Source organism: Runella sp., from assembly GCF_965279615.1.
In the GTDB taxonomy this organism is placed as follows: Bacteria; Bacteroidota; Bacteroidia; order Cytophagales; family Spirosomataceae; genus Runella.
Window position 1 is genome coordinate 4,561,214 of the sequence record NZ_OZ257252.1, and the last position, 20,183, is coordinate 4,581,396.

The 20,183-nt window shown below is 40.6% G+C and carries 16 protein-coding genes and 1 pseudogene; 11 read left to right on the top strand and 6 right to left on the bottom strand.

From position 1 onward, the window contains the following. Window positions 1–50: 50 nt before the first annotated feature. Both ACQY73_RS19595 and ACQY73_RS19600 read left to right on the top strand, forming a co-directional pair. Window positions 51–379 (top strand): annotated as a pseudogene (locus ACQY73_RS19595) (type II toxin-antitoxin system RelE/ParE family toxin). 2 nt (window positions 380–381) lie between these two features. Continuing rightward, on the top strand, window positions 382–666 hold the full coding sequence (locus ACQY73_RS19600) for a helix-turn-helix domain-containing protein (RefSeq protein WP_428654009.1): 285 nt from the start codon (window positions 382–384) through the stop codon (window positions 664–666). Between the two features lie 4 nt (window positions 667–670). On the opposite strand, the gene ACQY73_RS19605 is transcribed toward ACQY73_RS19600, so the two are convergent. Beyond that, window positions 671–1,318, bottom strand: coding sequence for a response regulator (locus ACQY73_RS19605; protein ID WP_428654012.1), 648 nt, complete (start codon window positions 1,316–1,318; stop codon window positions 671–673). A gap of 173 nt (window positions 1,319–1,491) precedes the next feature. On the opposite strand from ACQY73_RS19605, the gene asnS reads away from it, so the two are divergent. The 6 genes from asnS (at window position 1,492) to ACQY73_RS19635 (ending at window position 7,989) form a co-directional block, all read left to right on the top strand. Next, complete coding sequence (gene asnS / locus ACQY73_RS19610; protein ID WP_428654014.1) at window positions 1,492–2,943, top strand: asparagine--tRNA ligase; 1,452 nt, start codon at window positions 1,492–1,494, stop codon at window positions 2,941–2,943. 119 nt (window positions 2,944–3,062) lie between these two features. After that, window positions 3,063–3,383, top strand: coding sequence for a DUF3467 domain-containing protein (locus tag ACQY73_RS19615; RefSeq protein WP_428654016.1), 321 nt, complete (start codon window positions 3,063–3,065; stop codon window positions 3,381–3,383). A gap of 68 nt (window positions 3,384–3,451) precedes the next feature. Continuing rightward, complete coding sequence (locus ACQY73_RS19620) at window positions 3,452–4,315, top strand: bestrophin family protein (protein WP_428654018.1); 864 nt, start codon at window positions 3,452–3,454, stop codon at window positions 4,313–4,315. Between the two features lie 87 nt (window positions 4,316–4,402). Beyond that, window positions 4,403–5,323 (top strand): aspartate carbamoyltransferase catalytic subunit, encoded by a 921-nt coding sequence (locus ACQY73_RS19625; RefSeq protein ID WP_428654020.1) that lies wholly within the window; start codon window positions 4,403–4,405, stop codon window positions 5,321–5,323. Window positions 5,324–5,352: 29 nt separating this feature from the next. After that, window positions 5,353–6,228 (top strand): alpha/beta hydrolase, encoded by an 876-nt coding sequence (locus ACQY73_RS19630; protein WP_428654022.1) that lies wholly within the window; start codon window positions 5,353–5,355, stop codon window positions 6,226–6,228. 12 nt (window positions 6,229–6,240) lie between these two features. Beyond that, window positions 6,241–7,989 carry a family 43 glycosylhydrolase gene (locus ACQY73_RS19635; RefSeq protein ID WP_428654024.1) on the top strand — a complete coding sequence of 583 codons (1,749 nt, stop codon included), beginning with the start codon at window positions 6,241–6,243 and terminating at the stop codon, window positions 7,987–7,989. A 58-nt stretch (window positions 7,990–8,047) separates the two neighbouring features. On the opposite strand, the gene ACQY73_RS19640 is transcribed toward ACQY73_RS19635, so the two are convergent. Then, window positions 8,048–10,621, bottom strand: coding sequence for a phosphoenolpyruvate carboxylase (locus ACQY73_RS19640; protein ID WP_428654026.1), 2,574 nt, complete (start codon window positions 10,619–10,621; stop codon window positions 8,048–8,050). A gap of 281 nt (window positions 10,622–10,902) precedes the next feature. Here ACQY73_RS19640 and ACQY73_RS19645 point away from each other — a divergent pair, with 281 nt between their 5' ends. From ACQY73_RS19645 to mraY, 3 genes are all read left to right on the top strand, one after another. Beyond that, window positions 10,903–12,957 carry a helix-hairpin-helix domain-containing protein gene (locus ACQY73_RS19645; RefSeq protein WP_428654028.1) on the top strand — a complete coding sequence of 685 codons (2,055 nt, stop codon included), beginning with the start codon at window positions 10,903–10,905 and terminating at the stop codon, window positions 12,955–12,957. Between the two features lie 98 nt (window positions 12,958–13,055). Continuing rightward, window positions 13,056–13,571, top strand: a complete 516-nt coding sequence (locus ACQY73_RS19650) for a hypothetical protein (protein WP_428654030.1) — start codon at window positions 13,056–13,058, stop codon at window positions 13,569–13,571. 100 nt (window positions 13,572–13,671) lie between these two features. After that, a complete protein-coding gene (gene mraY / locus ACQY73_RS19655; RefSeq protein ID WP_428654032.1) occupies window positions 13,672–14,886 on the top strand; it encodes a phospho-N-acetylmuramoyl-pentapeptide-transferase in 1,215 nt (404 codons plus the stop codon). A gap of 32 nt (window positions 14,887–14,918) precedes the next feature. Here the strand turns inward: mraY and ACQY73_RS19660 are convergent, their stop codons facing one another. The 4 genes from ACQY73_RS19660 to ACQY73_RS19675 all read right to left on the bottom strand — a co-directional run bounded on the left by ACQY73_RS19660 (window position 14,919) and on the right by ACQY73_RS19675 (window position 20,152). Beyond that, window positions 14,919–15,440, bottom strand: a complete 522-nt coding sequence (locus ACQY73_RS19660; protein ID WP_428654034.1) for a phosphoglycerate mutase family protein — start codon at window positions 15,438–15,440, stop codon at window positions 14,919–14,921. An 18-nt stretch (window positions 15,441–15,458) separates the two neighbouring features. Further along, the gene (locus ACQY73_RS19665; protein ID WP_428654036.1) at window positions 15,459–17,297 is read right to left on the bottom strand and encodes a tetratricopeptide repeat protein; all 1,839 of its coding nucleotides are present in this window, start codon (window positions 17,295–17,297) and stop codon (window positions 15,459–15,461) included. A 557-nt stretch (window positions 17,298–17,854) separates the two neighbouring features. Continuing rightward, window positions 17,855–19,519, bottom strand: coding sequence for an Ig-like domain-containing domain (locus tag ACQY73_RS19670; RefSeq protein ID WP_428654038.1), 1,665 nt, complete (start codon window positions 19,517–19,519; stop codon window positions 17,855–17,857). Window positions 19,520–19,624: 105 nt separating this feature from the next. Continuing rightward, a complete protein-coding gene (locus ACQY73_RS19675; RefSeq protein WP_428654041.1) occupies window positions 19,625–20,152 on the bottom strand; it encodes a hypothetical protein in 528 nt (175 codons plus the stop codon). Window positions 20,153–20,183 lie beyond the last annotated feature (31 nt).

The following is a 20,183-nucleotide window of genomic DNA, read 5'->3' on the forward strand; positions in this document are numbered from 1 at the left end:
TATAATTATATAACTTTTAACTTTGATATAGGGAATCTAAAATTCGAGAAATAGTTGCTTTTAAGCATCATTTCCCTGATTTCTATAATACATTACCAAAAGACGTACAAGAAAAATTTGTGTATTTATTTAGGTTAATACAAGCAGTTCAGCGTATTCCTGAGAAATTTCTTAAACATATTGAAGGGACGAAAGGGCTTTATGAAATGCGCATTATGATTGGCAATAATATTTACCGTACTTTCTCTGTTTTGATAAAGGCAATTTGGTGATACTTTTCAACGGGTTTCAGAAAAAAACTCAAAAGACCCCGTCGCAAGAAATCACATTGGCTGAAAAGCTTATGAAAGAGTACTTTGAACAAAAGAAAAAACAATAACTATGCTGACAAATATTGAAACTTTGATCGATAGTTCCTTTGGGGCCAAAGGAACAGCAGAACGCGACGCTCTGGAAGAGAGGGCTGAATTATTTGTCATTACGGAAATGTTGAAAGAAGCCCGCAAAGAAGCCAATCTTACTCAACAGCAATTAGCCGAGCGTATCGGTGCAAAAAAGGGCTATATTTCCCGCATAGAAAACGGCAAAACAGATATTCAACTTAAAACATTACTCCGTATTGTTGAGAAAGGGTTCGGAAAGAAACTAAAATTGGGATTTGAATAGTTCATTATACCAACTTATGCTTCACGGCGTATTTTATAATTCCAATGGAGTTTTTTACGCCCAGTTTTCGAAGAATATTATGGCGATGCGTTTCGACTGTTCCGACACTGATAAAAAGACGTTCTGCAATTTCTGACGTTGAAAGTTCCTGAGCTATAAGTCGAATGATCTCCAATTCCCGCGCCGTTACCGCAATAGGCTCACCGGGCACTTCATCTGCCGGCGCAGAAGCTATTGCAGCCGGGCTTAAAAGCTCTTTCATCACGGCTTCGCTAAAGTATTTTTCACCCTTTGCCACCGTCGTCAAAGCTCTTTCCAGTTCTGCCCGATTGGCTTTTTTCATCACATAACCCGAAATACCCGCCTGAAAAGCCTGACGAATATTATCGGCATCTTCCGATACAGTAAGCATCAATATTTTTAGATCGGGGAATTTCTCTCGTACCTGTAACGTAAGCGCAACACCGGTGAGATAAGGCATGCTCAAATCGGTCACTAAAATGTCTACTTCGTGCGTATCCAGAAAGTCTAAAACTCTACGGCTATCGTTGAGCGTTCCCACTACTTCCATGTTTGGAATGATCGAAATCAGCAGCGAAAGGCTATCCAATACAATTTGATGATCATCCGTAATCAGTACGCGAATTGCCATTTTTCATTAAACGTTAGGGTTATTCAAATGTAAAGGAAGATTTCCGAAAACCCAAAACCTTGCTCTCTTTGCTTAACCGCATTAAAACCCTAATTTTGCAGCCTTTCATTCGTTTTGTCGTCGTTATGCCGACTTTTATGGTATGACGAAATCAATTACTTAACATTACAAACGTGGGTCCGATACAAATTAAACAGATTCTTTCAGAAGCCAGAGTAGGCAGCGAAATCGTTGTAAAAGGCTGGGTACGAACCAAGCGCGAAAGCAAAAACGCTATTTTTATTGCGCTCAACGACGGTTCTACCATTCATAATATTCAAGCCGTAGCCGAACCGGGACAGATCAATGAAGAAACGCTCAAGTTGATCACCACAGGTTCGTGTCTGAAAGTAACGGGAAATCTGATAGAATCCATGGGTTCAGGGCAAGCGGTTGAAGTAAAACTTACGGATGTATTTGTTTACGGAACGGCTGACCCCGAGGTATATCCATTACAACCCAAAAAGCACTCGTTGGAATTTTTGCGTGAAATTGCGCACTTACGTCCGCGTACCAATACATTCAGTGCCATTCTACGCATTCGCCACGCACTTGCTTTTGCCGTGCATAAATATTACAACGACAACGGTTTTTACTACCTGCACACGCCTATTATTACCGCTTCCGACGCCGAAGGTGCCGGAGAAATGTTTCGTGTCACGACATTAGACTTAGAAAAATTACCGCGTAACGAAGAAGGCAACATCGATTTCAAAGAAGACTTCTTCGGGCGTGAAACCAACCTTACCGTTTCAGGACAGTTGGAAGGAGAATTGGGTGCAATGGCTTTGTCAAAAATTTATACGTTTGGGCCAACGTTCCGCGCTGAAAACTCCAACACCACGCGCCACTTAGCGGAATTTTGGATGATCGAGCCCGAAATGGCGTTCTTTGAGTTGGAAGACAACATGAATTTGGCCGAGGATTTTGTCAAATATGTTATCCGTTATGCACTCGAAAACTGCGCCGATGACTTGAATTTCCTGCAAAAGCGCCTTGAAGAAGAAGAAAAATCGAAACCGCAAAATGAGCGTTCTCTGCCATTGTTGGAGAAACTCCGCTTTGTGGCAGATAATGCTTTTGAGCGCGTTACGTATACCGAAGCCATTGACATATTATTGAAATCCAAACCTCATAAAGAGAAGAAATTTCAGTACGAGGTAGCATGGGGCGTAGATCTGCAATCGGAACACGAGCGTTTTTTGGTGGAAAAACATTTCAAAAAACCGGTTATTCTGACCAATTATCCACGCGCAATCAAGTCGTTTTACATGAAACAAAACGAGCCGAATGCTGCTGAACCGGGCCCAACGGTGCGCGCCATGGACGTATTGTTTCCGGGAATCGGCGAAATCATCGGCGGTTCACAACGGGAAGAAAATTACGATAAATTAGTGACGCGTATGCACGAAGTAGGCATTGAACCTGAATCTATGTGGTGGTTTTTGGAAACCCGCAAATTCGGTACTGCGCCGCACTCCGGCTTTGGGCTTGGCTTTGAACGCCTGATCTTGTTCGTAACGGGCATGACCAATATTCGTGACGTAATTCCGTTCCCTCGTACGCCAAAGTCGGCCGAGTTTTAAGTTGTTTTGTCCTTTTAAAGGAATCTGACTATTTCACAATGTTTATTAATAAACCAAAAGCACTTTCGTTAAGAGGGTGCTTTTTTAATTATTTTTGCCAACGATAACCAACAACTCGTATGCTAGACAATAAAAGCGAACCTGAACAACAGATCAACGTAGAAATCTCTGAAGAAATGGCCGAAGGTGTCTATTCCAATTTGGTCATGATTGCCCATTCAAACAGTGAATTTATTCTGGATTTTATTCGCATGATGCCCGGCGTTCCAAAAGCCAAAGTGAAAGCGCGTGTCATTCTGACGCCCGAACATGCCAAAAGACTGTTGGCAGCGCTAAAAGACAACATTCGTAAGTACGAAGAAAACTATGGCGACATCCGCCATTCTGATGAGCCTGATTTTCCTTTTATGAGTTTTGGCGGACCGGTGGGAGAGGCCTGAGTACTTTCCAAGCACTTTTATACAAGGCTTTGTCGAGCATATCTTTTGAAAAACAACCACACTAACCAATGATTAGCTATAATCCTAAAGATTGGTGGAAACTGATTTTTGCGTTTCACCGCAGTGATACGTTTCGTTTTTTGTTTCCGGGAATAATGGGAGTGGCCGCTTATACCTCTGTGATTGCGTATATTGAGAACGACGTATTGCATGCCTCCTTTAAAAACACAACGGTTGTTCATTCACTGGTGGGTTTTGTACTCTCCATGCTTCTTGTCTTCCGCACCAATACGGCTTATGAACGTTGGTGGGAAGGACGGCGTTTATGGGGAAGTTTTGTGAATAATTCTCGGAATTTGGCGCTGAAACTGAGTGCTTTTCTACCTAAAGACCATGAAAAAAGAGCTGTTTTCAAAGCATTGGTAACCAATTATATCCACGCTGCAAAGGAGCACTTACGCGCAGGTGTGCATCCTAAAAGCCTTATACAAACAGGAAAATACGATACCGATTTCTATAGCCAAAAGAAGCACGTTCCGAATCAAATAATGGGCGCTATTTATCAGGAAATCACGGAATTATATTACACAAAAATCATTTCCGGCGACCAATTGATCATTCTCAATGAAGAACTGCGCTCTTTCAGCGATAATCTCGGCGGTTGCGAACGAATCAAACGGACGCCCATTCCTTATGCTTACAGTCTTTTCCTGAAAAAAGTGATTTTTCTGTACGTCTTTACCATGCCCATCGGCTTCGTTATTGAGTTTAAGTACTGGGCAAGTCCTATTGTTGCCATTATTTTCTATGTTTTTGCGAGTATCGAAGTCATTGCCGAAGAAATTGAAGATCCATTTGGAACCGATGCCAATGATTTACCTACCGACATCATTTACGGTACCATCAAGGAAAACCTAAATGAGATTTTGTAATCGCGCTTTTCAAGGTTTTTATGGTTCAATATTTCGCAAACTTGAAGGGTTTTGTACCTTTGCAAAACTTTCTTTGTGCTTCTGACTATGTCACAACTTTCTGTACGGCACCTTTTGGGCATCAAAAACCTCACCGAATCAGACATTTACAGTATTTTAGATACCGCTACTCAGTTTAAAGATGTCATCAATCGTCCTATCAAAAAAGTACCTTCGCTGAGAGATGTGACCATCGCCAACGTTTTTTTTGAAAATTCTACCCGAACGCGTTTGTCTTTTGAATTGGCCGAAAAAAGGCTTTCTGCCGACGTCGTTAATTTTTCCGCTTCGGGAAGTTCAGTCAAGAAAGGGGAGACGTTGCTCGATACCGTCAACAACATTTTGGCCATGAAGGTCGATATGATCGTGATGCGGCACAGCAGCCCGGGAGCACCTCATTATTTGGCCCAACGCATTCCTGCCAATGTTGTAAATGCCGGTGACGGTACCCATGAACATCCCACTCAGGCGCTGTTGGATGCGTTTTCGATTCGGGAAAAAATAGGCGATCTGGCGGGCAAGAAGATAGCTATCATTGGCGACATCTTGCACTCACGGGTTGCTTTATCCAATATTTTTTGTCTCAAAAAATTAGGAGCTGAAGTTCGGGTTTGCGGACCTACTACGCTTATTCCCAAATACATATCTTCGCTTGGCGTACAGGTAAGTCACAATGTTAAAGAAACCCTTCAATGGTGTGATGTGGCCAACGTGCTGCGTATTCAATTGGAACGCTTACAGGTAAAGTACTTTCCAAGTCTGCGCGAGTATTCGTTGTACTTCGGCATCAATAAAAAAATGCTGGACGAACTCGACCACGAAATCCTGCTGATGCATCCCGGACCGATCAATAGGGGAGTGGAACTTACGTCAGACGCGGCTGATTCACGCCAGAGCATTATCTTAAATCAGGTCGAAAACGGAGTAGCTGTACGAATGGCAGTGCTTTATCTGTTGGCGCAACAATAGTTGTTGCGGCTCAGATAAAACCTATGCACATGAAACCGTTCATTTTTACTGTTCTCTGTTTTATTTCACTTGTTTCTTTTGCCCAACAGGGTATTTTAAAAGAAAGCCAAAGCCTGAAAAGTACTACGCTCGGCAAAGAAGTAAAATACAACATTTACCTTCCTGCCGACTACGATAAAACCAATCGGGCATATCCGGTTTTGTACCTTCTTCACGGTTTTGGCGACGACGAAACGGGGTGGGTTCAGTTTGGCGAAGCAAACGCCATTGCAGACAAAGCCATCCAAAACGGCGAATCAGCTCCCATGATCATTGTTATGCCCGATGCGGGCGTGAGTGGTTATGTCAATAGCTTTGATGGAAAGGTCAAATATGAAGACTTTTTTATCAAGGAATTTATTCCTTTCATTGAATCCAATTACCGCATTCGCGCTCAAAAGCGTTACCGAGCGGTGGCGGGGCTTTCGATGGGCGGCTATGGTACGCTTATTATGGCTACGAAGCATCCTGAATTGTTTGTTGCGGCCGCACCGCTAAGTGCCGGCGTACGCACCGACGAAGAGATTTTGGCCATGCCCGACGAGCAATGGAATTCTTCCCACGCCCAACGCTACGGCAAAGACCTCAAAGGAAATGCTCGCTTGAATGAATCGTATTACAAAAACTCCATCTTAAAAATCGTAGAAACCGGCAGTGTTGACGAACTGAAAAAGGTGCGTTACTACATTGATTGCGGTGATGATGATTTTCTTATTAAAGGAAATATGGCCCTGCATGCGTTATTGATTGATAAGAAAATTCCGCACGAGTTTCGAGTACGCGACGGCGGGCACACTTGGAGTTACTGGCGCAGTGCTTTGCCCGAAGTACTGAAGTTTGTAAGTGAAAGTTTTCATCAGAAATAGACGATTTATCTCATGAAAAAGCTGGTAGCCATTGCATTATGTTTTGTTTTGGGAGTAATAAATGCTATTGCTCAACTAAAAACGTACTGCAATCCCATGAATTTGGATTATGGTTTTACACCTATTCCCAATTTTTCCGAAGCCGGTCGGCACCGCGCCACTGCTGATCCGCTGATCGTGAATTTTAAGGGGAAATACTTTTTGTTTTCCACTAATCAATGGGGATATTGGTGGAGTGATGATCTGTCAAAATGGAATTTTGTGAGTCGGAAATTCCTGTTGCCGCATAATAAAGTGTACGACGAACTCTGTGCCCCCGCCGCTTGGGTGATGGGAGACACGCTTTACGTGATTGGCTCAACCCATACCAAAGAATTTGCCATTTGGAAAAGCACCAATCCCATCATTGATGATTGGAAAATAGCCGTTCCGGCCTTTGAAGGAGCTGCTTGGGACCCCGGTTTTTTGTATGATGATGACAAGCGCCTTTATCTTTATTACGGTTCCAGCAATACCTATCCGCTTTACGGATGGGAAATCAACCCAAAAACGCTTCAACCGATCGGTGAACGCAAAGAGTTGGTTCGCCTCCATGATGACCAACACGGTTGGGAACGTTTTGGCGATTACAATGACAATATTTTCCTAAAACCCTTCATAGAAGGTGCTTGGGTGGATAAACATAACGGCAAATATTACTTTCAGTACGGTGCGCCGGGCACCGAATTTAACGGTTATGCCGATGGTGTCTATGTATCTGACAAACCGCTTGGTCCATTTACGTACCAAAAGCATAATCCTTTTTGCTACAAACCGGGAGGTTTTATTCGAGGTTCAGGGCACGGCGGAAGCTTCAAAGATAATTTTGGGAGTTGGTGGCACATTACGACGGGCATCGTGACCGTAAAAAACAACTTTGAACGACGCTTGGTATTGTTTCCAACGGGCTTTGATAATGACGGAATTATGTACTCCAATACCACCTTCGGCGATTATCCGCATACCTTGCCTAATGGAAAAGCTGACCACTTAAAAAGCCGCTTTACGGGTTGGATGTTGCTCAATTACAACAAACCGGTGCAGGTGTCATCTTCATTGAGCGGTTTTACGCCCAATTACGCCGTTGACGAAGACATTAAGACTTATTGGAGTGCTGCTACCGCCAATAAAGGTGAATGGATTCAGAGTGATTTGGGAGCCGTTTCAACGGTCAATGCTATTCAGATCAATTATGCAGACCAAGATGTGGATTCCATGTACTTGGGGAAATTCACCAACATTTATCATCAATACAAACTCTGGCACTCACCGGACGGCAAAAAGTGGCATTTGTTGGTTGATAAAAGCCAAAACCGCACCGATGTTCCGCACGATTACATAGAATTACCTACTGCTGTAGAAACACGTTATATCAAGTTGGAAAATATTCACATGGCCACGGGAAAATTCGCTATCAGCGGCCTTCGGGTTTTTGGAAAAGGAAAAGGAGTTATGCCAAAGTCGGTAAAAGGCTTTATTATACTACGTCAGGAAGATGATAAACGGAATGCTTGGCTCAAATGGTATCCTGAGAGTGAAGCACAAGGCTACAACATTCATTTTGGCATTGCGCCTGATAAATTATACAGCAGTATCATGGTTTACGGCAAAAATGAATATTATCTCAAAGCACTGGATAAAAGCACAACATACTATTTTTCCATAGAGCCGTTTAATGAGAATGGTAGCGGTCAGCGTACGGAAGTTATGAAAGTAGAATAGGCTGTTGAGAAAGACTTGGAAAGTTTAAAAAACTTTCCAAGTCTAATAACTTTCTGAACTAGGCCGAATTTCGAGCCGCGTTGATAATACCAAACATCGCCCGCATGACCAATTTGCTGTACACATCTACATCGGCCGCAGGTAAATCGGCTGATTGAAGCTTTTGTAATGCATATTGTTGAATAGTCATCAGCGGCAATACGATTCGTTCACGCACAATGATGGACTCTTTGGTCACAGGATTTTGATTCAATAATTCGGTTTCTCCCGAAAACTCTAACATCAGTTTGATACTGCGCTCGTATTCTTCAAACATCATATTCCAAAGTGTACTGAACTCGGGATTCTCTTTGAGGTATTTAGTAGCAGGATAGTATGCTTTCATCAGCGACTGCATGGAGTTTTCAACGAGCGTACGGACAAACAACGAACGTTTGTACAATTTCTTCAAGGCGTCCATTTTGCCGTTTTTCTTTAATGTTTCAAGTGCCGAACCAAAGCCATAAAAGCCGGGAACATTTTGCTTCATTTGCGCCCATGAACCCACAAAAGGAATAGCTCGTAAATCCTCAAATTTAAGTCCGCCACCACTACCGCGCTTATCAGGACGACTACCGATTTTGGTTTGACCGTAAAAACGAAGCGGCGTAATTTTCTCCAAATACGGCACAAACGTTTTATGGTTTTTCAGTCCTAAATACGCTTCATAGGCTACATTGGCCAATTCTTCCATCAGCGCTTTGTCGGCTTCTGTGAGTTGGTCTTTGGTGTTTTTAGCCACAAAAAGGTTATTTTCAAGCCCGGCGGTAAACAACCGCTCCAGATTATACATCGCGGTTGGAACCGTTCCGTAATTGGAGCTGATGGTTTGTCCCTGAACGGTCAATTGAATTTCCTTGTCTTCAATGTCTTTCCCCAAGGATGCATAGAACGCATGATTATTACCACCACCACGACCCGGAGGGCCTCCACGACCGTCAAAGAAGGTTACTTTAACATCGTATTCACGCGAGATTTTGGTCAATTGTTCTTTCGCCGTAAAAATAGACCAGTTGGCCCGCAGGTAACCACCGTCTTTCGTACCGTCCGAAAAGCCCACCATAATGGTTTGTTGGTTTCCTCGCCTTTCTAAATGTGCCCGATAATAAGCATTTTCGTACAATTGTTTCATTACTTCGGCAGCACCCGCCAAATCATCAACGGTTTCAAACAACGGCACAATGTCAACGCCTATATCCGTGGTTTTCCAGACGTTTTTCATCAATGCCAACACTTCCACTACGTTCAGCGCACTGGCGCAGTTACTGATTACATACCGATGCGCGCCGGCTTCTCCATTACGGCGTTGGATTTCACGAATGGCCAACATTGAGCCGTAGATATCCTGAGAGATCGGGTCATGAAAATCGGACTCACTCAGTTCTACCTGTAATGAAAGCAGGAAGTCTATTTTGCGTTTTTCTTCCCAATTTTGATAATCAGCGTACGTAAAAACGGGTACCTGTTTCTCTATTTTGGTCAATACATCTTGCCATGCCAATGAATGTTTGGGGCTAACCTGACGAATGTCTAAACTGGCAAAGAAGAAACCAAAAAGCTTGATTTTCAAGATTGTATCATCCAAAGAATCCACAAAAAAGCTGTCATGATATTTCACCAATACTTCACGCGCCTGTTGTAAGTCATGGAGCAATTCATCAGGGGTAGCATAATGCTCCAGATCAGGATAGTAAATAGCGTTGTTGACCTTGCGCTCGGCAGTAGAAATAAAATCTTCCACCCCATCGAACGTCAGACGGCGTTTGAGGTATTTAATATCGCGCCAATAACATTTAAGCAAAATCTGGCGTAAGCGGTCGGCAACCTGAAGGGTTACGTCAGAAGTTACAAACGGGTTGCCGTCACGGTCGCCACCGGGCCAAAAACCCAAGCGAAACAGTTCAGTATGTGGCCATTCATTGATAGGTATCGTAAGACCTTTCAATAATTTTTTTAGTATGGCCGGAATTGCCTCGTAAAATACATTCTCCAGAAACCATCCTAAGGTGAGTGCTTCGTCAAAAGGAGTAGGTTTATTTTTGTTAATAAACCCTGTTTTCCCTAATTGAAGCAGCAAATTATTGACCGTTACAAAGTCATTGTCCTTAATGGCTTCTTCCAGATCGGTAATAATTCCCAACACTTTACCGGGATAAAACTGGGTAGGGTGGGCGGTTAAGACGATTCTTACGCAAAAATCATCCAATTTTTTGAGCAATTTCTCGCGAAGGTCGTCACTGTCTACGCGATTCAATAATTGCGTAATAGAGCCGGGACCATTTAAATCATGGGTAACATTAAATCCTGCATCTTCTACTGAGTCAAATAAAACTACCTGACGTTCAATGAATTTAATGAAGTAAAAAAGCAAATCCCGTCTTCCCTGCTCAGTAGCATGCTCTGCATACTCTTCAAAAAAAGACTCAATAATTTGTTGTGGGCTTTTACCTGCTTCAAAACCCTCTTCGCTGGATTGTATGAGTAGTGGCAAAAGCGTTCCTGTTCGAAAAATGTCATGAAACGGTAGACTCAGGAACAAGCTGTTGAAGATATTATACTTCGTTACAACAGCGTCTTGATAAACGTTTGGCATTGTGGGTTATTAATTAAGGTGGGTATTGAGAAGCGAAGAAAGAAAAAAAATTGTACATTTTCAAGAAAACACCTCAAATTTCACGCATTAATTTATAATTAAAAAAGTATCAACGTGACTTATAGACAAAAATGACTTCCAAATAATGAATAAGAAAAAAGCTGAGGCCCTTTATTCTTGAGGAATACGCGAAAAGCCTATAATCGTTCATTTGGCACATTATGAGTTTATTTACTTTCAAAAGCCTGATTATAAACTATTTAAGAATAAATCTCTGTGGTTTGTTTTTTTTAACGTATTCATCGGTTTACCTATATGCACAGGAATTTCGTCGACCTGAAATTGACCCTAATTCAGTCGTGCAAAACCTGCTTCCTATTCAATCCGATGATTTGAACTACAATGAAGTGTACGAAAATTTAATTCAATTATATACCACTCCGCTTGACCTTAATACCTGTAGCAGGGATGATCTGGCAGCTACTTACCTTCTCAACGAACGACAGTTGAACAGCTTTTTTTCTTATCGTGACCTATTGGGGAAATTATTATCAATCTATGAGCTCCAAGCTATTCCCGGCTTTGATCTGCAAACGATTTATAAAATACTGCCTTTTATAATTGTTTCAGTTGAAAATAAGAATGTGTTAAAAGGGATAACCAACCCAACCGACCATTATTTTTTAATAAGAACAGAACAGTTAATGGAACAAAAAAGAGGCTTTACCGACAACGCACCCGTATCAAGAGATGGCGTAATGCAACGTTTTGAAGGAAATCCGGCGCAGTGGTATGCGCGCTATCGTTACAGTCGAACCCGTAATTTCAGTATTGGTTTTACGCTTGAAAAAGATGAAGGGGAAGCCATAAAATGGCAACCGTCACAACACCGTTACGGCCCTGATTTTATTTCATTTCATGCCCAAATTCAAAACCGAGGTCGTATCAAAAATCTGGTTCTGGGAGATTATCAATTACAAATAGGACAAGGGGTGATTTTCTCTGCCGGTTTCTCTTTGGGGAAGGGAATGGAAACCGTCTACACCATTCGTCGGCCCACAACCGGCGCACGGCCTTATTCTTCCGTGACAGAATCCGGTTTTTTTCGCGGTATATCGTTTACGTATGCTTTGGCAAAACGACTTCAACTTACGTCTTTTTATTCAAGAGTTCGCCGAAGTGGCAGCGTAACAATAACCAATGATGTTACGGGCGAAGAAGTGATCAGCACGTTGCAAACAGATGGTTTACATCGTATACCAAACGAGCTCAGTAATCGTGCCAATGTTGTTGAACAAAATACCGGCGCACATTTATTGTACCAATCCAATCGCGGACAAATTGGTGGTACTTTTCTTTATACTCATTTTAGTCAACCGCTTCAGCGTGCCGAAGCACTACGAAATGAATACGAATTCAGAGGGACACAAAACCTATTGGCAGGCTTACACGCAAACTTTCTTTGGCATAATTATAACCTGTTTGGAGAAATTGCCCGTTGCCAAAGTGGCGGCGTAGGGGCTGTTGGCGGGGTACTGGCAAGTATCAATAAACGTTGGGATGCTACGCTGTTGTTTCGTCATTATGATAAGAATTTTCACAGTTTTTATGCCAATGCTTTTAGTGAAAGCAGCCGCAACAATAATGAGACCGGGCTATACATTGGGGGCAAATATACCATTCACAAAAAGCTCAAAGCAGGCGCTTATATTGATGCTTATAGGTTTCCGTGGTATCGGTATTTGGTGGATAAAAAACCTACGTATGGCTTTGATTTTTTGGGGCAAACCACATGGACTCCTACAAAAAAATGGGGTTTTTACGCCATTTATCGGTATGAACAGAAAGAACATAACATTGCTTCTAAACTCTCAAAGCAAAAATTTGTCACCAACACCCACCGCCATAATCTTATTTTAAACGCGGAATATATTCACAATAAGATTTGGTCTTTCCGAACGCGTGCCCAAGGCAGCACATTTGCTTACACAAATTATGAAGCGGATAAAGGCTGGATGATCTTACAGGAAATAAACGCTGATCTCGGTAAGTTTTCTGCTCTTATACGACTTTCACTCTTTAATACAGACAGTTATGATTCCCGGCAATATGCAGTTGAAAGAGACGTACTGTACGCTGTTTCTATGCCGGCTTATTATGATCGCGGATTTCGAAATTTTCTGCTGCTTCGATATGCGCCTCAACCTCATATCGATATTTGGCTTCGATTTGCCCGTACTGACATGCCTGATCACGAAACGTTAAGTTCGTATGTCGATGAAATAAACGCCTCTCATCGCTCAGAAATAAAAGTACAGGTTAGGTATCGTTTCTAATATTTTTTTTCAATTTTTTTTCAAAATCAACACAATAAAAATTGGCATAGCTTTTGATATAAACTACTAATCTACTCTTATAGCCCAAGTCTCCTTTTATGAAGCGTATTTATCACTTTGGAGTTTTAAGTTTAACCGTCGTTATATTTTTAGGATGGATACTTAATTGTACAGGTCTTAAAGAAACACAACCGGTTGCTCCGCTAGCCAATTTTAATAATCTCAATATTATTACTTCCGAATGGGCGCCTGCAGACCAATGGGTGGCAACGAGCGTATTCGGGCTGCCGGCAAGAGCCTGCGAAATGAATCAAATCCGTTTGACAAATTCCTTATTGGAACAGGGGCAATTATATGTTTATTCTAAAATTGGAGAAAATGTACGTCCCTTGCCATTTACAATGAATACATCTTCTGCAGAAATAAGATATGACTATACAGTACCAAAATCTTCAATGCTGCGGATAGTAACCATTGGTTTAAAAGGCAAATTTACTCCTGCAGAAGAACAGAAATATCGCTATGTACTGATTCCTAATTCATTAGTAAAAAAATTACCTGTCAATATGGGTAACTATGAAGAAGTAAAGTGGGCGTTTAATCTTAAAGATTAATTCCTGATTCTTTTTTCAGAATTTTAGCAAAAATGCCTATACTTGCCGCCACTGTGCCGAGTATAGGCATTTTTGGCTTTGGGCCTAAACATATTCTATCATGCTTTACTATCTGTTTTCGTATTTAGACAAAGAATTCAATTTTCCGGGTGCAGGCGTCTTTCAATATATTTCTTTCAGAGCCCTTGGGGCTACCGTTACCTCGCTGTTAATTGCGGCTATTTTTGGGGGTCGTATTATTAATTTTCTTCGTAATCAACAAATCGGTGAAACGATCCGCGATTTGGGATTACAGGGACAGATGGAAAAAAAGGGTACACCTACCATGGGTGGATTTATTATTCTGGCATCGTTGCTTATACCGGTGCTTTTATTCGCCAAGCTTTCTAACGTCTACATTGTATTACTCTTAATTACGGCCGTTTGGACGGGACTGATTGGTTTCATTGATGATTACATCAAGAAATTCAAAAACAATAAAGAGGGTTTGCAGGGGAAGTTTAAAGTAGTGGGTCAGATAGGATTGGGGTTGATCGTTGGTATTACGCTTTCCTTCAATCAACACGTTAAAATAAGGCAATATGATAAGCCACTTATCAGCTCAGCTATTGGGGAAGTACAGCGCTATACCGACGTCATCAACCCAACCGTCACAACATTGCCTTTCATAAAAAATAATGAATTTGACTATTCGTCTCTCTTATTTGGGTTATTACCGGATAGTTATACATGGATAGTCTACACAATAATTGCAGTTTTTATCATTACAGCCGTATCCAATGGCGCTAACATTACCGATGGAATTGACGGACTGGCAGCAGGTACTTCCATCATTATTGCTTTAACCCTTGGCGTATTGGCTTACATTTCAGGTAACGCTAAATTTTCACAGTATCTCAATATCATGTATATTCCTAACTCAGGCGAGTTGGTTATTTTTATTGCGGCTTTTGTAGGAGCATGTATTGGGTTCCTGTGGTATAATTCTTACCCGGCACAGGTTTTCATGGGTGATACCGGAAGTTTGATGTTGGGAGGCGTTATTGCGGTCATATCGCTCTCTATTCGTAAAGAATGGCTAATTCCCGTAATGTGCGGAATTTTCTTTGCCGAACTCGTCTCCGTCATTTTGCAGGTAAGCTATTTTAAATACACAAAAAGGAAGTTTGGAGAAGGTCGAAGGATTTTGCTAATGTCTCCTTTACATCATCATTTCCAGAAAAAAGGCTATCACGAAGCTAAAATTGTTGCCCGTTTTTGGATCGTAGGCATTATTCTCGCTATTGCTACGTTGGTTACGCTTAAATTAAGATAATAATCTCACTATCAAACACTTACGGTCAAAAATCATGGAAGTGTTTTTTGACCGTAAGTGTTTTCTTTCAATGTTACTTTCTTGCCGAATAAGCCTTTATTCACCGTTACAAGAAATAAATTATCATAATCATTATGTTCAATTTTAGCAATAGAAGGTTTTGTTCCTAATCCCTTCACTATTTCTAAAACGGTGTCGCTGTGACCGACGACTAGCACATTCTTTCCCTTTATTTTGCTTAGACGTTCTACAATACTGCCGGTTTGCTTTACATCATAAATTTCCGATTTCTTTCCCAAACGCTCCGCTAAGGGCTGTGCAGTATGTTTGGTTCGTTGGTACTTAGTGACAAAAATAGAATCAATTCCTTTAGTATACAGACTGTCGGATAATGCCTTTGCCCGTTGATGACCTACTTCAGATAACGGCGTATCTGCACTGTCGTCCTGCCTTTCGGCATGGCGTACAACATAGATCTTCGAAGTATAGCAAGCACTTAAACTTGAAATAATACAGACTGCCAGAAACAATTCTTTTAATGTCACTTTGTTCATTTTTATAGCTGTTGTCTTTTAAAGTGTATCTCCACGCAGTTGTCTGAAACGCTTTCTCGCATCTGCGGCGTAGATACTCGCGGGGTATTTTTCAAGTAATTTCTGATACAACTCCATTGATTTATCCTTGTCCTTGAAACGGTTTTGATATATTTCAGCCATCATAAAAAGGGCATCATCCCCTAATATATCGGTCGAGAACTTATCCACAATTATCTGTAAGTTATCCACTGCTTTTTGATTTTCTCCCATTTTGGCATAGGTCCGTGCTTTCAACCAGAGAATCTCATCGGCCAGCGGGTGATCTTTGTGGCTTGCAAACATCTTATCTAAGCGGTCTAGCGCCAGCTCTGTTTGATTTTGATAAAGAAGCAGGTCGATGGCCGCATATTCCTTCATCGCGTCTTCTGACGTATCTAAACCCGTATTATCCTGTATCAATAAACTCAATGCTCCGGCGTCGTTGGCAATTTCCCGTGTGGTAGCCATTTTAAGGATATCCAAAAGCGCTTTTGACAACTCGAAATCACCGGTATAATAAAACTGACGAGCATTGCGCAATTTGGCTTCGTAGCCAAGGGGAGTTTCTTTTTGCGATTTTTCAACTTGTGAATAAAGCAATGTCGATTCCCAAGGTTCATTTTTTAAAAGATAAATATCACCTAAGTCCAGCTTGCACTTATCCACAAAATCGCTTTCAGCCCGTCCGATTTTCACGGCATTCTGTAAAATGACAGTTGCACTGTCTTTTTCATTCAAATAAAACGCGTACAGACTGGCCATACTCCGCATAGCTTCAAGTGTTCGATTGTTTTGACCAAGTTCTCCCAATAGCTTTTTATAGTCTTCAATCAATCGCTTTACAGAAGGGATTTCCACAGGAAATGTGTTTTTTACCTGTTCTTCCCGCGCCACGATCATCATGCGCCGCGAATAAGGATACAATTGTCCTTGTGGATAATCTTTCACTACATATTCAAATGCCTGAATGGCCGCTGCATAATCTTTGTTTTGAAGTGCCAAATTTCCCAGATCAAATACTTTAGTGCCGTTGTATTTAAAACGTCGGTCTAACGCACGTTCTTGGATAAAGGCTTTACTGAATTGTTTTTTTTGCGTTAAAAACCAAATCAGCATTTCTGCATAGAAAGGTTCATTGGGTTGACGTTGGATTTTTTCGTACAAAATTTTCTCAAATTTGGCTTGGTCTTTTTCTTCCCGTAAAAAATCCTGAAAATAATTTTGAATCACTTCTTTGCTTTGAATGGCTACTCCAAGACTCAACAGCTCCTCGATCATTTGCTCTGTTTTACCTGTTTGAGCGTACAGTGCCGCCAATTCCATTTTAAATAGATTTTCATTTTTTCCAACATCGCGCGCCTTCAACAATGTGCTGATAGCCGCTTCTGTATTATCTATTTCCCGGAATTCTTCGGCAAGTTCTTTATATGCATTCAAATCTTTTGTGGGTACCTGTGCAATGCTCTCCTGGTATTTTTGAGCAGCAGGAGCGGCCTGACCCATTTGTTCAAGCATTCTGCCCCAATACAACGTGTATAGATACCCGACGTTTTCTTCTGATTTTTGCTGACGTTTAAAAAACTTTTCAGCTTCATCAAAGCTTTTCAGTTTGATCATACACCCGACGTATCTCCGCAAATAGATTTTATTGAAATCCTTTCGCAATACTTTCTGATAAAGTGTCACAACCTTATCGCATTCTCCTTTTTGAAAGTACGCATCTGCTAAGTCAGCATCACTCTGGGCGTGACTATCTGTACATACTGAAAGTAAAATGACTCCCACGAATAGTATCCACAAACGATAAGGAGTTATACACACTTTTCCTGCACCCATTTTAATAATAATATATTTAATTTTAAAACTATTATAATTCATTACCTCCGTGGATAAGTGGATAAGAATGTTATCGACAAGTTTTCCACGTATCCTTTAAACGAGGATGTGTATAAGTAATAGGTTTATCCACGGATTTTTATTTTTATCCACAACTGAAATTAGTGATTTTCAGGCAAATCTGCAACTGTTAACATTTTCACGTGGATTGTGGATAATTTTATACACGTTGTTGATGACTATTTTTCCACATATCCACCTGTGCAAAATGGCTTGAAATGTTGTGGGAAATCGGGGTAGATTCCCACAAGTCTGTTGTTGATAAATAGTTCTCCACATTATTAGAATGTTATCGACAGGTTTTCCCAATACTTATCCACGTTCGGTAAACATATATTTGGGTTATCCACATACTTATGCACATGTTTTCTTCATAAGGATTCTTTTTGTGGAATTACTGTTTCACAACACAAAACTTACTAACCCTCTTTTGATACATTTATTAAAAACACAATAAATCATGTAATAGCTTATCCACAGTTTGTGTTTAATGTGGATTATTTTGTGGATAAATCAATATCTATGCCACTCATCACAAAATTCTTCTTGACTTTCACTACTTCTGTGTGGAAAAATATCGGCTCAGCCAACCTTTTGGTCTTTACATCCCCTGAATCCCATTTCCCATTGCCATTTTCATCAATGATTACCCGTAATGTATAGGTAGCCGGTTTGAGATAGGAAAAAGTATAAGGTGTTTTATTACTTATTGACTTAACAACTTCAAATTTTTCATCAAGCAATTGAATGATAAATTTATTTTTAGTTCCTTTCACTTCTCCTTCAAGCGTGCCGTAGTTTTCCTCATCCATTATGGGAAGCTTGTAAGTTCTGGCGGGTATTGTATCATTTTCTACGCTGAAGAATGTAGCCTTGGGAAGAACTATTTTAAGCTGTCGTCGGGCTGTTATAGGTCTGGAAAGTGATAGTATTGTTTTATTATTCTTCCATTTAAAATCGGAAATTTTAATAATTTCAGCCTTTGTACTATCGCTGACAATCTGTATTTGGTTTAGTCTTGCCTCTGCAATTGGCTTCGTAAATGTCAATTTCAGCTCAAAGTTTCGGGGTTCTATTTCACCATTTTCCGGGAAATTAGTTTTCATTTCAAATGGTTCTCGATTAGAATCTGCTTTCTTCCCCCCTCCCCTTTCTTCCCTGAATTTGATTTTTTGGGTGTGTTCAAACGTCAATCCTACAGAATCTTTTATCACTATCTTGGCTACAAGTGTATCCTTTCGGTTCTTGGTATTGTAAAATTTCAGTTCATTTGTACCTGCCTGAAAATGCGGAATGGAGTCTTCAGGGTTATCAAATTTTACTTTGTATTCGAGAAATCCTTTGTCGTAAATTACAGAGTAATAATTGGCCCTGGGCTGCGTATTTCGCACTTTTGGAGGGGTATTATTGGCCATAAACAGCTTCAATGAAACGCCTGAGATTTGCGTAGAATCAAAAATGTTGATACTATCCCTTAAATAAGCAATTCTTTCAGCCTTCGAATTATAGGTAAGCGAGCGATTTTTGTCATCGAAAGCAAACAATCGGTAGATGTTTGGTCTGATATTTTCGATGCTGAATCTACCCGAACTATCAGAACGTGTAAAGTAACTCGGCTTCATTTTCTCAATATTCAGGGTATCTGTATTTGGGTACATTCCTACCAAAACATCCAACAGTGGCTTATTGGAAAGTAAGTCTTTTACCTGTCCCGATATAGAAGCAGAGTCTATGCCAAGGCCTGTGCTGAATACAACCCGAAGATTCTTGACGGGATTTTTTTCACTGAAATCTTTGATAGCATCCCCAAAGGAAAGTGAATAGGTGGTAGCTGTATCAAGTGATTTTTTAAATGTAATTCGTAATCCCGTTGGCCTTGCCTTGAAATCATACTCCCCTGCATCGGGTGTAATAAGGAGTTTCTGCTGTAAATTTTCGGCAACGATGTATTCATCAAATTCCAGATCAACGGTACGACCTTTATAATTTGTTTGTTTATTGATAGGTGTACTTGTCAAGAGCTTAGGGGGAATAATATCTTTCTTTCCGCCTGTTGGAGAAATTGGCTGTGCACAGGCTGCTGCTATGATATAAAGAATAAAATAGAATAAGCAATTTCTCATCAAGGCTCGTTGTGAATAGTTGATTTTTTGATGTGTCATTATCATCGTGCTTTTGCAGATAGTTATTTTTGAATAAAGGGACAATGCCTTATACTAATCAGGACTTGAAACCTTTGCAAATTAACAGCTTTTACTTACGGTTTATTACTTTAAAAATGTATTTACCAACTCCTCAATTTTTCCATCATGCTTGGTCAGTTCATTTTCCATTTGGATATAAAAAGGTTGGTAAGGATACTCCGTTTCTCTATAATTACACAAATCTCCTGATTGATGAGCTATGTGTTCTGCATATCCTTCAGTTAGCCATTTGGGTAATTTACGGTAGTTGGTATACCCTAATTTCGCTGCCATAGAACTGTGTACTAATTCATGAACCATTATTTTGTCTCTGTTGTAAAGGTAGTTGCTTAGTGGGCCGCGCTCTTCGTCATACAGCAAATTATTGGTACAGAAGTCTGCTTTATAAATAAAAATTTGGCGATTAAATCCTGTCAAACAAAAGCCTAAATTATTTTCAGACGTAAAAAAAGAGAATATCAGATGAATCAATCGGTTCTTATAAAAGACTATTTGATGTTCTATAGTGGAATCTGCATACAAACAATGCTTATATAAATAGCTGGTCTTATCATTAATTTCAGCTTTAATTTCTTCTTTAGATCTGTTCATACATTTATCAGGAATGTCATAATAGACCGTA

Coding starts and splice junctions, on each gene's coding strand:
- ACQY73_RS19615 (WP_428654016.1), top strand. CDS start 3,063: ATGCTAGACAATAAAAGCGAACCTGAACAACAGATCAACGTAGAAATC.
- ACQY73_RS19675 (WP_428654041.1), bottom strand. CDS start 20,152: ATGAACAGATCTAAAGAAGAAATTAAAGCTGAAATTAATGATAAGACC.
- ACQY73_RS19670 (WP_428654038.1), bottom strand. CDS start 19,519: ATGACACATCAAAAAATCAACTATTCACAACGAGCCTTGATGAGAAAT.
- ACQY73_RS19625 (WP_428654020.1), top strand. CDS start 4,403: ATGTCACAACTTTCTGTACGGCACCTTTTGGGCATCAAAAACCTCACC.
- ACQY73_RS19605 (WP_428654012.1), bottom strand. CDS start 1,318: ATGGCAATTCGCGTACTGATTACGGATGATCATCAAATTGTATTGGAT.
- ACQY73_RS19600 (WP_428654009.1), top strand. CDS start 382: ATGCTGACAAATATTGAAACTTTGATCGATAGTTCCTTTGGGGCCAAA.
- mraY (WP_428654032.1), top strand. CDS start 13,672: ATGCTTTACTATCTGTTTTCGTATTTAGACAAAGAATTCAATTTTCCG.
- ACQY73_RS19640 (WP_428654026.1), bottom strand. CDS start 10,621: ATGCCAAACGTTTATCAAGACGCTGTTGTAACGAAGTATAATATCTTC.
- ACQY73_RS19650 (WP_428654030.1), top strand. CDS start 13,056: ATGAAGCGTATTTATCACTTTGGAGTTTTAAGTTTAACCGTCGTTATA.
- ACQY73_RS19665 (WP_428654036.1), bottom strand. CDS start 17,297: ATGGGTGCAGGAAAAGTGTGTATAACTCCTTATCGTTTGTGGATACTA.
- ACQY73_RS19660 (WP_428654034.1), bottom strand. CDS start 15,440: ATGAACAAAGTGACATTAAAAGAATTGTTTCTGGCAGTCTGTATTATT.
- ACQY73_RS19620 (WP_428654018.1), top strand. CDS start 3,452: ATGATTAGCTATAATCCTAAAGATTGGTGGAAACTGATTTTTGCGTTT.
- ACQY73_RS19635 (WP_428654024.1), top strand. CDS start 6,241: ATGAAAAAGCTGGTAGCCATTGCATTATGTTTTGTTTTGGGAGTAATA.
- ACQY73_RS19630 (WP_428654022.1), top strand. CDS start 5,353: ATGAAACCGTTCATTTTTACTGTTCTCTGTTTTATTTCACTTGTTTCT.